At 47.2% G+C, this 12,563-nt stretch carries 14 protein-coding genes; 6 read left to right on the top strand and 8 right to left on the bottom strand.

Annotated features, from left to right (window positions below):
- The first annotated feature begins 31 nt into the window (after positions 1-31).
- On the top strand, positions 32-265 hold the full coding sequence (locus QMF28_RS08285) for a hypothetical protein (protein WP_281742270.1): 234 nt from the start codon (positions 32-34) through the stop codon (positions 263-265).
- 80 nt (positions 266-345) lie between these two features.
- Here the strand turns inward: QMF28_RS08285 and dut are convergent, their stop codons facing one another.
- The 5 genes from dut to QMF28_RS08260 are packed head-to-tail and all read right to left on the bottom strand — an operon-like array spanning position 346 to position 6,370.
- The gene (dut, locus tag QMF28_RS08280; protein WP_281742268.1) at positions 346-795 is read right to left on the bottom strand and encodes a dUTP diphosphatase; all 450 of its coding nucleotides are present in this window, start codon (positions 793-795) and stop codon (positions 346-348) included.
- 46 nt (positions 796-841) lie between these two features.
- Entirely contained in the window at positions 842-2,053 is a 1,212-nt protein-coding gene (coaBC, locus tag QMF28_RS08275; RefSeq protein ID WP_281742266.1) for a bifunctional phosphopantothenoylcysteine decarboxylase/phosphopantothenate--cysteine ligase CoaBC, read from the bottom strand.
- Between the two features lie 9 nt (positions 2,054-2,062).
- Positions 2,063-2,554: a signal peptidase II gene (gene lspA, locus QMF28_RS08270; RefSeq protein ID WP_281742264.1), complete on the bottom strand. Its 492-nt coding sequence runs from the start codon at positions 2,552-2,554 to the stop codon at positions 2,063-2,065.
- Positions 2,555-2,565: 11 nt separating this feature from the next.
- A complete protein-coding gene (ileS, locus tag QMF28_RS08265; protein ID WP_425594916.1) occupies positions 2,566-5,445 on the bottom strand; it encodes an isoleucine--tRNA ligase in 2,880 nt (959 codons plus the stop codon).
- Positions 5,420-6,370: a bifunctional riboflavin kinase/FAD synthetase gene (locus QMF28_RS08260; RefSeq protein WP_281742261.1), complete on the bottom strand. Its 951-nt coding sequence runs from the start codon at positions 6,368-6,370 to the stop codon at positions 5,420-5,422. The genes ileS and QMF28_RS08260 overlap by 26 nt, the downstream gene beginning before the upstream one ends.
- Positions 6,371-6,409: 39 nt before the next feature.
- Between QMF28_RS08260 and purN the strand changes: the two genes are divergently transcribed.
- Genes purN through QMF28_RS08245 form a run of 3 tightly spaced genes read left to right on the top strand, consistent with a single transcriptional unit; the run spans position 6,410 to position 9,817 of the window.
- Positions 6,410-7,039 carry a phosphoribosylglycinamide formyltransferase gene (gene purN / locus QMF28_RS08255; RefSeq protein WP_216212397.1) on the top strand — a complete coding sequence of 210 codons (630 nt, stop codon included), beginning with the start codon at positions 6,410-6,412 and terminating at the stop codon, positions 7,037-7,039.
- Positions 7,036-8,595 carry an RsmB/NOP family class I SAM-dependent RNA methyltransferase gene (locus tag QMF28_RS08250; protein ID WP_281742260.1) on the top strand — a complete coding sequence of 520 codons (1,560 nt, stop codon included), beginning with the start codon at positions 7,036-7,038 and terminating at the stop codon, positions 8,593-8,595. Before purN ends, QMF28_RS08250 begins: the two co-directional genes overlap by 4 nt.
- Positions 8,596-8,623: 28 nt before the next feature.
- Positions 8,624-9,817 carry a DesA family fatty acid desaturase gene (locus QMF28_RS08245; RefSeq protein WP_281742259.1) on the top strand — a complete coding sequence of 398 codons (1,194 nt, stop codon included), beginning with the start codon at positions 8,624-8,626 and terminating at the stop codon, positions 9,815-9,817.
- A 64-nt stretch (positions 9,818-9,881) separates the two neighbouring features.
- Here QMF28_RS08245 and rpmG read toward each other — a convergent pair whose 3' ends face one another.
- The 3 genes from rpmG to radC all read right to left on the bottom strand — a co-directional run bounded on the left by rpmG (position 9,882) and on the right by radC (position 11,161).
- Positions 9,882-10,049 (bottom strand): 50S ribosomal protein L33, encoded by a 168-nt coding sequence (gene rpmG / locus QMF28_RS08240; protein ID WP_015421876.1) that lies wholly within the window; start codon positions 10,047-10,049, stop codon positions 9,882-9,884.
- Between the two features lie 11 nt (positions 10,050-10,060).
- Positions 10,061-10,294 (bottom strand): 50S ribosomal protein L28, encoded by a 234-nt coding sequence (gene rpmB / locus QMF28_RS08235; RefSeq protein ID WP_281742255.1) that lies wholly within the window; start codon positions 10,292-10,294, stop codon positions 10,061-10,063.
- 147 nt (positions 10,295-10,441) lie between these two features.
- The gene (radC, locus tag QMF28_RS08230) at positions 10,442-11,161 is read right to left on the bottom strand and encodes a RadC family protein (RefSeq protein WP_281742253.1); all 720 of its coding nucleotides are present in this window, start codon (positions 11,159-11,161) and stop codon (positions 10,442-10,444) included.
- Positions 11,162-11,164: 3 nt separating this feature from the next.
- Between radC and QMF28_RS08225 the strand changes: the two genes are divergently transcribed.
- Positions 11,165-11,611, top strand: a complete 447-nt coding sequence (locus tag QMF28_RS08225; protein ID WP_068320950.1) for an FKBP-type peptidyl-prolyl cis-trans isomerase — start codon at positions 11,165-11,167, stop codon at positions 11,609-11,611.
- A gap of 3 nt (positions 11,612-11,614) precedes the next feature.
- Positions 11,615-12,556: a 4-hydroxy-3-methylbut-2-enyl diphosphate reductase gene (ispH, locus tag QMF28_RS08220; RefSeq protein WP_281742251.1), complete on the top strand. Its 942-nt coding sequence runs from the start codon at positions 11,615-11,617 to the stop codon at positions 12,554-12,556.
- The last annotated feature ends 7 nt before the right edge of the window (positions 12,557-12,563 follow it).

Below are 12,563 nucleotides of genomic sequence, written 5' to 3'. Positions count from 1 at the left end.
TTTAAATAAATACAAACCAAAAAAGGAAAATATGTCCCATCACGATAAATTACTCGAAGCTTTTGAAGCCTACAAAGCTGAAAATGAAAAGTTTCAAGGCAAAGGCATTAAAGCTTCTGCTGCTCGTGCTCGTAAAGCGTTGCAAGAGATTGCTGGTTCTTGCAAAGAGCGCCGCAAAGAAATTACTGCTGAAAAAGAGTCTCGTGAAGGCGCTGGCGCTGGCATGTCACAAGATGCTGCTCGTAAAGCGCATATTCGTAAATAAGCAATTTGTGCTCAAAAGAAAAGCCACCTACGGGTGGCTTTTTTGTTTCAACGATGCAGGCATTAAAAAATGGGTATGGCTTAAGCTCTGCCTGTACTGCCAAAACCACCTGCACCACGACTGCTTTCGGAGAACTCTTCTACTACTTTAAGTTCCACCTGTTGCACGGGCATCACCACCAATTGAGCCAAGCGCTCCATCGGCTCCAGTTTGAATGGAGTTGAGCCACGATTCCAGGTGCTCACCATCAGTTGACCCTGGTAGTCAGAATCGATTAGGCCCACTAGGTTGCCCAGTACGATGCCGTGCTTATGACCTAAGCCTGAGCGCGGGAGAATGAAGGCTGCATAGCCTGGATCTTCCACATATATTGCCAAGCCAGTTGGCACAAGAACGGTTTGACCTGGGGCAATTTCGATCGCCTCATCAATACAAGCGCGCAGATCGAGTCCAGCGCTACCGGGTGTGCCATAGGTTGGCAATTGGTCGCGCATACGTTCATCGAGAATTTTGACTTGGAGAGATTGCATGGAATTTCCTAAAACGGGGAATGTAAGTAAAAAAGTGGGGCACTACTTAAATTTTCTTGGCAACTAATTGAATGAGTTGACGTGCTAATTGCAGTTTTTCTGCCTTAGCAATTTTCTTGCTGCCACTAGCGTCAATAACAATTAATTGATTGAGGTCGCTACCAAAGGTATCGGGGCCGATATTGCCGACAATCATTGGAATGCCTTTGCGCCTACGCTTTTCGTCGGCATGCTTTTCCAGGTCATTTGATTCGGCAGCAAAACCAACACAATAAGGGTAAGGCTTGCCATTTTTGGTCTTCACTGACTTGGCAATATCTAACAAGATATCTGGGTTGGCGACAAAATCCAGGTTTGGCGCTTGATTGCCTTGGCGCTTTAATTTCTCATTGGCTGGCTTCGCGATTCCCCAGTCAGCAACAGCAGCAACTGCAAAGAAAACATCGCTTTCAGCTGCGCTTAGCGTGGCTTCATGCATTTCTTTGGCGCTAACTACGTTAGTGCGGGTAATTTGGCCTGTTGCCAACAGTGGTGTAACAAGATCGCAGGGGCCAGCAATAAGGTGGACTTGAGCACCGGCTTCGACAGCGGCTCTTGCAATTGCAAAACCCATCTTGCCTGAGCTGTGGTTCGTAATGCCCCGCACTGGATCGATTGCTTCAAAAGTAGGGCCGGCAGTAATCAGTACTTTTTTACCGACTAAAGTTTTTTTCTGGAAGAAGGCAATCACTTGCTCGGTAATTTCAGCAGGTTCGAGCATGCGGCCCATGCCAACTTCGCCGCACGCCTGAAAGCCGTTCGCAGGCCCAAGCAGGGTGACGCCATCTGACGTCAGTCTTTGTGCGCTTCTCTGGGTGGCTGCATGCTCCCACATTTGTTTATTCATTGCTGGAGTCAGAAGAAGTGGACAATCTCTTGCCAGGCAAAGCGTGGTCAACAAGTCATCTGCTAAGCCCAATGAAAGTTTGGCCATCAGATCGGCGCTTGCGGGAGCAATTAAAATCGCATCTGCTGAGCGAGATAGCTCGATGTGCGCCATATTGTTTGGAATGCTGCTATCCCATTGGCTTAAGTAAACCGGGTTACCTGTGAGGGCTTGCATAGTTACTGGCGTTACAAACTGCTGCGCAGCCTCTGTCATGACTACTTGTACCGAAGCGCCTTCTTGCATTAACTGGCGTGCAAGTTCTGGAGCTTTATAGGCTGCAATGCCGCCAGAGATGCCGAGAACGATCTTCTTATTTAAGAGTGATTGCATGGCGCCAGCTTAATGGGATTGGGCAGATTTGCCAAATGACTTGCGTAATTCACCCCAAATGATGAGGGCGGCGCCAATGCAGATGGCGCTATCGGCGATATTGAATGCCGGCCAATGCCAATTAGCGTAATACAGGTCGATAAAGTCGACTACAGCACCATACATGACTCGATCCAGGACATTGCCCAGGGCTCCACCTAAGATGAGGCTCAGGGCTATGCAGAATAGTTTGTCGCTTTGGCTTTTATACAGCAGCCAAATAATATAAATCGACGCTCCTAGACCAAGGATGGTAAAGAACCAGCGCTGCCAACCAGAACCCTCTGCTAAAAATGAAAATGCTGCGCCTGGATTAAAGAGGAGCAACCAGTTCATAAATGGTAATACCGCCACAGGCACACCCATTTGCAAATTACTCAGCGCTGACCACTTGCTAAGTTGATCTAGCAAGAGCACGATGATCGCAATTGCGAGGTAACGAAGCAGAGTGAGACTTTTCATAAAAAGGTATCTTAGGCAAACAGGCGGTGGTCGCCATCGCCAAATAAGTTGCTGATACAGCGACCACATAATTCTGGGTGATCAGTATTGCCGCCCACATCTTTGGTGTGATGCCAGCAGCGACCACACTTTTTATATTGGCTGCCACGTACCAATACTTCTAAGCCTGTATTGCTCAACTCAATATTGGCACTAGAGGTGATGGTGACAAAGCGTAAGTCATCTTCAAGCGAATGCAAAATCGCAAAGTCGATATCACCCACTTTGATTGTCAGTTCGGCTTGTAAGGATGAGCCCACATTGCCGGCCTCACGCTCGACTTCAATTGCCTTGGTAACTTCAGAGCGAATTTCACGAATGCGACTCCATTTAGCGAGTAATTCATCGGCATGAGCAATTTCTGGGAACTGGCCAAACTCTTCCATAAAGATGGATTCAGCAGGCTTGCTTCCTGAACCATGTGGGAAGTCTTTCCAGGCTTCTTCTGCAGTGAAGGAGAGGAATGGAGATAACCATTTCAAGAGATTGCGAGTGATATGGAATAGAGCGTTCTGCGCTGCACGGCGATCAGGGGAGTCGGGTGCGCTGGTGTAGAGGCGATCCTTCAGAATATCGAGGTAGAAGCCGCCTAAATCTTCAGAGCAGAAAGTCAACATGCGCGCGACTGCAGGTTGGAATTCATAAGCCTTGTAGTGCGCTTCCACATCACTCTGTAATGCATTGGCAAGCGCAACAGCATAGCGATCAATCTCAAGCCATTGATCAGCGGGCATCGTATGTTTGCTTGGATCAAAGTCAGACAGGTTGGCCAGCAAGAAGCGCAAGGTATTGCGAATGCGGCGATAGCTCTCTGTCACGCGCTTGAGAATCTCGTCCGAGATCGTCATTTCACCTGAGTAGTCAGTAGAAGCCACCCAGAGGCGAATAATTTCTGCGCCAAGCTTGTCTGCTACTTGCTGAGGGGCAATCACATTGCCCACTGACTTACTCATCTTGCGACCTTGACCGTCTACAGTGAAGCCGTGAGTCAAGAGTGCTTTGTATGGTGGCTTGCCATCAAGCATTGCGCCTGTTAGCAATGAGGAATGGAACCAGCCGCGATGTTGGTCTGAGCCCTCAAGGTATAAATCAGCCAAGCGACCGTTTGGTGTTTCTGCCTCAGCAGTTAACAACTCATCACGATGTGATCCACGAATGACATGCCAATGCGTTGTGCCTGAATCAAACCAAACGTCTAAAGTATCTTTGTTCTTTTCGTATTGGGCGGCTTCTTTGCCCAGCAGTTCGGTAACTTCTAATTTTTGCCAGGCTTCAATACCTTCTTTTTCTACTCGCTTGGCGATTTCTTCAAGGAGTTCAACAGTGCGTGGGTGTGGCTCACCACTTTCTTTATGGACAAAGAAAGCCATAGGCACGCCCCATTGGCGCTGACGTGACAAAGTCCAGTCAGGACGATTGGCAATCATGCTGTTTAAGCGTTGCTTACCCCAGGCAGGGAAGAACTCAGTGCTCTCAATGCCGGCTAGAGCAGTCTCACGCAAGCTAGCTTTGCCATCGGATGGCTTCTTATCCATGCTCGCAAACCATTGTGAGGTAGCGCGGTAAATAATCGGCGACTTATGGCGCCAGCAATGCATGTATGAGTGTGTATAGGTTTTATCGCGTAAGAGGCTGCCCGCTTCACGAATTGCTTCAACAATCTTGGGGTTTGCTTTCCAGATATATTCATTGGCGAAGAGTGGTAACCAAGATGCGTACACGCCGTTGCCCATGACTGGATTGAGAATGTCTTTGTCAGCAAGTTTGTTGGCTTTGCAGGATTTAAAGTCTTCCTCACCATAAGCGGGTGCTGAGTGAACAATGCCTGTACCTGTATCGAGCGTGACATATTCAGCCGGATAAATTGGTGAGAGGCGTTTGTAGCCTTCGTGTAATGGCGCCAATGGATGCCAGAAAGAAATATTTGCCAACTGTGCACCTTGGCAAGTCGCAATCACTTTGCCCTCAAGACCATAGTCCTGCAAACAAGTTTCAACGCGATCTTTTGCGAGGATTAATAATTTATCGCCAACATCTACCAGTGCATAAGTAAGCTCTGGATGAACGTTCATCGCTTGGTTGGCAGGAATAGTCCAAGGCGTTGTTGTCCAGATCACAATTTGACCTGGCTTATTGGGCAACTCAGAAAGTCCAAATACTTTTGCTAGCTGTGGACGCTGAGCATCGTCAAATGCAAAACCGACATCAACTGTTGGATCGGTTTTATCTTGATACTCCACTTCAGCTTCTGCAAGTGCAGAGCCACAATCAAAACACCAGTTCACCGGCTTTAAGCCGCGGAAGACATAGCCTTTTTCCCAGATCTTGCCCAGAGCACGGATTTCATCAGCTTCATTACGGAAGTTCATGGTGAGATAGGGGTTATTCCAATCCCCCAGAACGCCCAAGCGCTCAAAATCTTTTTTCTGTTTCTCAACCTGGACATGCGCGTAGGCGCGTGCTTTAGATTGAACCTCAGCAGTTGGTAAATTTTTACCAAACTCTTTTTCAATCTGAATTTCAATTGGCATGCCATGACAATCCCAGCCTGGCACATATGCAGAATCAAAACCCATGAGCCAGCGGGACTTCACAATCATGTCTTTCAAAATCTTATTGACTGCATGCCCAATATGAATATCGCCGTTTGCATATGGAGGGCCATCATGCAAGATGAACTTTGGTTGGTTAGCATGTGCGGCACGAATTTTTTCGTAGAGATTATTTTTTTGCCAGCTAGCAACCCACTGTGGTTCGCGTTTGGCTAAATCACCTCGCATCGGAAAGGAGGTATCTAGCAAATTAACGGGATAAGAGTTTTCTTTTTCAGACATAAGCTTTTTTCTGGAAATAATTTCTGGCATGCGCTGCATCAGATGCAATCGCTTGTGTAAGGGTTTCGAGGTCTGGGTACTTCGCCTCATCACGGATTTTTTCTAAGAGTTCTACGGTGATAATTTTCCCGTATACATCCGCGTTGTAATCAAAGATATGGGTCTCTAGCAATACTCTGCCTTCATCTTCCACTGTGGGTCTCACGCCCAGGCTGGCCACTGCTGGCAGCGGCTTATCACTCAGACCTAAAACTTGTGCGGTGAAGATTCCGGTAGTCGCTGGTTTGCGATGATGTAAGTGATTGGCAACCGCCAAGTTCAAAGTAGGAAAACCTAATTGACGACCGAGCTGTTGACCATGGATAACGTGCCCAGAAATTCCGTAAGGACGACCTAATAATTTTTCAGCTAACTGCATATCGCCACTTGCAAGTGCTGTGCGCAGCGCAGAGCTTGAAATGCGTTCGCCGCCTTCTTGGATCGTTTGAATACTTGACACCTCAAAACCATATTTTTCGCCAGCAGCTTTTAAGCTAGCAAAGTTACCTGCGCGTTTAGCGCCGTAGCAAAAATCATCGCCAATCAAAATCCATTTAGCATTTAATCGCTTGACGATAATTTCAGAAACAAATTGTTCTGGGGTGAGTTTTGCAAAAGCGGAGTTGAAATGCTCCACAACTACACGGTCAATTCCGAGATCGGCAAGCGCTGCTAATTTGTCACGCAAATTCAGAATGCGGGGCGGCGCTTGTTCTGGGGAGAAGAATTCTTTTGGATGTGGCTCAAAGGTCATGACGCAGCTGACCAAGCCTCGATTCTTGGCGCCATCGACAAGTTCCTTGAGTAGGGCGCGATGACCCCTGTGCACGCCATCGAAATTACCGATGGTTAGGGCACAAGCTGGTCCTGCAGAAAACTGGGTGGGGCCACGGAATACGTTCACAAAATCGCTTTCAGGGTAGCCATCAATTATATTGTGGGCATGCCTTCTATCGTCACCTTAATCTCAGGCCGCGGATCTAATTTCGAGGCCATATACAAAACAGCCCAAAAAGAGCAATGGCCAGTCACATTTGCTGGGGTGATAGCGAATCACTCAGCGGCTAAGGGCCTTGATTTTGCTCGCTCGCAGGGTATTCCAGCTTTTGCAATTGAGCATAAAGAGCACCCCAACCGAGAGTCCTTTGACGCCGCCTTAATCCAGCAGATAGACGCTTTAGGAGCTGATTTAGTGGTTCTTGCTGGATTTATGAGAATTTTGACCCCAGGATTTATTCGTCATTTCGAGGGCCGTTTAATCAATATCCACCCAGCGTTATTGCCCGCCTTCCCTGGTTTACATACCCATGAGCGGGCTTTAGAGGCTGGAGTCAAAGAGCATGGCGCTACAGTCCATTTTGTGAATGAGGGTGTGGATGAGGGGCCAATTATTTGTCAGGCCTCAGTTCCGGTGTTAGAGGGGGATGATGCGGATACCTTGGCGGCCCGTGTTTTGACGGCTGAGCATCAAATTTACCCGCGGGCCGTAAAATGGTTCCTCGATGGACGATTGCGAATAGAAGGTAATCAAGTGAAGTTACAACCCCCGGAGTCGCAATTTTTTAAATTATGAGTGCAGAACGTCCACCCCGCAAATCTGGCAGCAGATTAGCCCCCCACAAAAGTTACGCAGCGAAATCGAAAGATCCATTGCGTCGACCTGAGCGTCGCAATGCCAGCGGTAATCTCATCGCGCCTGAAGGTCAAAAGAATTTTTCTAATGCAAAAGCATTGCCACAGCATGCAATTCATCTCGAGCGCTTGCTTCCAGAGTTGCTCAGTTTTGAGCAACCAGCAGACCGAGTAGTCAGTCGTTATTTCAGAGAAGAGAAGCAACTTGGAAATCGTGACCGCGCTTTGATTGCAGAAAGTGCATTTGCGATCTTGCGTCGTAAAAATGAGTTCTCACAATTTGCTTCTAGCGGTGAGGGATCACAGGCTAGACGCTTAGCCCTATTGGGTTTGCTGTCTGCTTTGTCTGAAGGTGGTTTGGGATCTGCTAACCGCGCTGAGAGTGCGATTGCTGACCTAGCCCACGTATTAAAAGCTGGTGAATATGAATGGTTGCAACGTTTTGCAACAGTTGATCCCGCTGCCTTAAATCCTCTCGTTCGTAATAATTTGCCCGAGTGGTTGTGGGATGCATTTGGTAAATATCCTGGTGAAGAATCTCGTGAAGAGTTGGCTAAATCTTTAATGCATCCAGCATTATTAGATTTGCGTGCGAACACCATGAAAACCAATCGCGAAGAATTGCTCGCGCAGATGAATGCATTAGGTGGTCGCTATCAAGCAATTCCAACTCCATATGCACCTGATGGTGTGCGCATTATGGGTAAACCAGCCTTACAAAATACGCCAGGCTTTAAAGCAGGCATGTTTGAAGTGCAGGATGAAGGTAGTCAGCTCTTGGCTTATTTGCTTGCACCAAAGCGCGGTGAAATGGTCGTGGACTTTTGCGCTGGTGCTGGCGGTAAGACTCTAGCGATTGGAGCCATCATGCGCTCCACAGGGCGTCTATATGCTTTGGATACATCTGAGCGTCGCTTGGCTAATTTGAAGCCAAGACAAGCCCGTAGCGGCCTTTCTAACGTACATCCTGTGTGGATTGATAGTGAGAACGATGCCAAGATCAAACGCCTTGCCGGCAAGATTGATCGAGTGCTGGTAGATGCCCCTTGTAGCGGCATGGGTACTTTGCGACGCAATCCTGACTTGAAGTGGCGCCAGACCCCAGAGGGGGTTTTGGAGTTAAACCAGAAGCAAATGAACATCCTGCACTCGGCTGCACGGCTATTAAAGCCAGGTGGTCGCCTGGTTTATGCGACCTGCAGCCTATTGCCTCAAGAAAATCAGGCGATTGCCGAGGATTTTCTGGCAAAACACCCCCAATTTGAGGTTGTTCCAGCTGCCGAAGTTCTTAAGCCATTGTTTCCAAAGGAAAAATTACCTTTAGGATGCAGTCCTGACAATCCTTGGTGGCAGTTATGGCCTCATATTCATGGAACAGACGGTTTCTTTGGAGCAGTTTTCCAAAAGAAGGCAGCCGCCCCAGCCCCTGAATCTGAAAAAGACGATCAAAAAGAGACTAAGGTCAAAAACAAGAAGGCCCCTAAAGAACTAAAATAGAGGTTTAGATCTCTTTAGGGAATCCCTTTTGAATACAGCTTCAGGTTTTGATTTGTTTCTCCACTGGCTTGCCAATGGATATTTAGATTGGTCTTGGTGGCAGATTACCGTTTTTACCCTGGTAGCCACCCACATCACGATTGCAGCAGTCACCATTTTCTTGCACCGTTGCCAGGCGCACCGTGCTTTAGATCTGCATCCAATCGTTTCACATTTCTTCCGTTTTTGGCTTTGGTTAACCACAGGCATGGTGACCAAGGAGTGGGCCGCCATTCACCGCAAGCACCACGCTAAATGTGAGACTGTAGATGATCCACATAGCCCGCAAGTTTTGGGAATTAATACTGTGCTTTCTCGCGGCGCTGAGCTTTATAAAAAAGAAACGGCTAACCAAGAGACTCTCGATAAGTTTGGCCATGGCACTCCCGATGATTGGGTTGAGCACAACATTTACTCCAAGTTTTCTTGGCAGGGCGTTGCCATCATGCTCATCATTGATGTGTTTTTATTTGGTGCGATTGGCTTAACGGTTTGGGCAGTACAAATGTTATGGATCCCAATTACAGCTGCTGGTGTGATCAACGGTATTGGCCACTTTTGGGGCTATCGCAATTTTGATTGCGAAGATGCTTCCAGAAACATTGTGCCTTGGGGAATTTTGATTGGCGGTGAAGAGCTGCATAACAATCATCACACTTTTGCAACAAGTGCGAAGCTATCGAATAAATGGTACGAGTTCGATATTGGTTGGATGTATATCCAGATCATGAGCGCTGTTGGTTTAGCAACTGTGAAAAAAACACCTCCTAAACCAGTGCTGAGTCACTTGCGTCCTGCAGATCAAAATACTTTAGAAGCCATCATTGCAAATCGCTATGAAATCATGGCCCGGTATAGCAAGACATTGCGTAGCTTCTTTAGTAATGAGGTGCAGCACATGCAGGTCTTAGCTGCGCATCTGGGTGATGCTCGAACTTGGTTAGCCAAGGACGAGTCACGCTTGACTGAACAAGAGAAGTTAAAGCTTGAAGAGTTGATGGCAAGCAATGCTCAGTTGCGAAAGATGATTGAAATGCGTCGTGAGTTACAAGCAATCTGGAGTCGTTCTTCAGCCACCAAAGAACAATTACTATCCCAGTTGCACGCTTGGTGTCAGCACGCAGAAGAGAGCGGCTTAACTAGCTTGCGTGAGTTCTCTTTGAGATTGCGTCGTTACGCTTAAATAAATTTCTAGACAATAAAAAACCCGCTGATGTAGCGGGTTTTTTATTTGCTGAAAGAAGTAATTACTTCAGCTTTGTTTCTTTGTAAGCAACGTGCTTGCGAATGGTTGGATCAAACTTCATGATCTCCATTTTCTCAGGCTTTGTACGCTTGTTTTTTGAAGTTGTGTAGAAGTGACCAGTACCTGCTGATGACTCTAACTTGATTTTTTCTCTGCCGCCTTTAGCCATTTGTGCGCTCCTTAAATTTCGCCACGTGCACGGAGATCAAACAACACAGCATCGATGCCGTTCTTGTCGATAACGCGCAAACCAGCATTGGTTAAGCGCAAGCTAATCCAACGGTTTTCAGATTCAACCCAGAAACGACGGTTTTGCAAATTCGGCAAAAAGCGACGCTTCGTTTTATTGTTTGCATGGGATACATTGTTGCCAACCATCGGCTTCTTCCCAGTGACTTGGCAAACTTTTGCCATGACATAACTCCATTAATTGCGAAAAGAGAAGATTGTATCAGTCCCAGCCTATTTTGGGCTAGCCCTAATTGTGTTTAGTTTGGGGGAGTTGGTCTTAAATAGGGGCCTCACACCTAAAATCACCCTATAAGTTAGTGTTTACTATCATTAATTGCCATTTTTCATAAGGCCTGCGTCAGAAAAAGAGAAAAAACCGCTGCCACTCACAATGCAATGGTCCAGTAGTTGAATATCTACCAATTGGAGTGCATTTAGGAGCACCTTTGTCAGATCCTGGTCAGCATCGCTGGGAAGTGGATTGCCACTGGGATGGTTATGCGCGACGATGAGAGCGCTGGCATTTTTCGCTAGAGCCTCTTTGAGGATCTCCCGGGGGTAAATAGCCGTCTGTGTGATGGAGCCCCTAAAAAGCTCCTCACATTCAATTAAGTGCAGCCTGGAGTCTAGGTAAAGGCAAAGGAAGACCTCGTGGGGAAGGCGGCCAATCTTGGCCTGCAAGAACTCCCTGACATGGTTGGGTGATGAAAAGATAGGGTCCTGGGTAAGACCATCCTCCAAGCTTCGTTTCACCAGCTCATAGGCCGCTTGAATTTGCGCCCATTTAGATAGGCCCATGCCGTGAATCTGGGTTAATTCTTGGGGGCTGCAGGCTAGCAGTCGTGGGAGGCTTCCAAAGTGATGCAGTAGATCCTTGGCTAGAGCCACAGCGCTTTTCCCTTTGACTCCCACTCTCAGAAAAATAGCCAGCAATTCTGCGTCGGAAAGTGCTGCAGCTCCGTTTATGCGAAGCTTCTCTCTGGGTTGCTCATTTTTGGGCCAATCTGTGATTGGAGAATGCACAGCAAGCGCTGGCCTAGATACAATCACCTTATGACTAAGCTTACCGTTTTGCCTAATTCCTATTTGACTCTCAACTATCGGCTCACTTTGCCTAATGGGGAGGATTACATCAATACTTTTATCGATCGTCCTGCGACGGTTTTGATGGGGTCTGGACAATTTGCTCCTTGCTTTGAAAAGGTCTTGCTGGGTTTAGGTGTTGGTGAGAAAAAAAGTGCACTGCTTGCTCCCGAAGAAAGTTTTGGTGAGCGTAAAGAAGATTTAGTGCAATGGGTATCTCTTAAAGCTTTGAAAGAAGGCAGAGATGACGATGTGGAATTTAATCCTGGAGATGTGATCGAGTTCAATGCTCCAGGCGGTGCTCAGTATGCGGGTGTTTTGCAATCGATTAATGAAGAGGGTGCATGGTTTGATTTCAATCACCCTCTTGCAGGTAGACCGGTAACTTTTGAAGCAGAGATTGTGGCGATTCTGTAAACGATGAGTGATTCCAATAACGCAGAAATTTTGATGGCGCAACCGCGTGGTTTTTGTGCGGGCGTTGATCGTGCAATCAATATCGTTAATGAAGCGCTGAATCGCTTTGGTGCGCCGATCTATGTACGCCATGAAATTGTGCATAACGCATATGTGGTGAATGAACTGCGCGATAAGGGCGCAGTGTTTGTGGATGAATTGCATGAAGTCCCTAAGGGTGGAATTGTTGTATTTAGTGCTCACGGGGTTTCTCAAGAAGTGCGTAAAGACGCTGAAGCAAGAGGTTTGCAGGTGTATGACGCTACATGTCCTTTGGTTACCAAGGTTCATCTTGAGGTCGTCAAAATGTGCAAAGAGGGTTTCACAGTATTGATGATTGGTCATGCGGGCCACCCTGAAGTTGAGGGGACTATGGGCCAGGTTAAAGAGGGCGTGTTCTTAATTGAGAAGCTCGGTGATGTAAGCGCTTTGCCGTTCTCAGCCGAAGAGAAGATTGCATTTGTTACGCAAACAACACTCTCAGTAGATGAGACGAAAGAAATTGTTGAAGCTTTAACCCAAAAGTTCCCCAATATTGTTCAGCCTCGTAAACAAGATATTTGTTATGCCACTCAGAATCGTCAGGATGCTGTGAAATTTATGGCCCCTCAAGTTGAGGTGGTTATTGTGGTGGGAAGTGCTACGAGCTCTAACTCTAATCGCTTGCGCGAACTTGCTGAAAAGCTTGGTGTACCTGCTTACATGGTCGATGCACCAGAGCAATTAAAGCCGGAATGGTTTGCTGGCAAAAAGCGAGTTGGCTTAACTGCAGGGGCTTCTGCTCCGGAAAGTTTGGCCCAGTCTATCGTCAGTCGCATTCAGGAGTTTGGCCCACGACATGTGCGCGCACTAGATGGTGTTGTAGAAGATGTCACCTTTTCTTTACCAAAAAATTTAGTTAATTGAAGTATCG

This window comes from Polynucleobacter yangtzensis, assembly GCF_027924165.1.
Classification (GTDB): domain Bacteria; phylum Pseudomonadota; class Gammaproteobacteria; order Burkholderiales; family Burkholderiaceae; genus Polynucleobacter; species Polynucleobacter yangtzensis.
The sequence above is the reverse complement of the archived record's forward strand: the minus strand, read 5'-3'. Positions and strand labels throughout refer to the sequence as shown.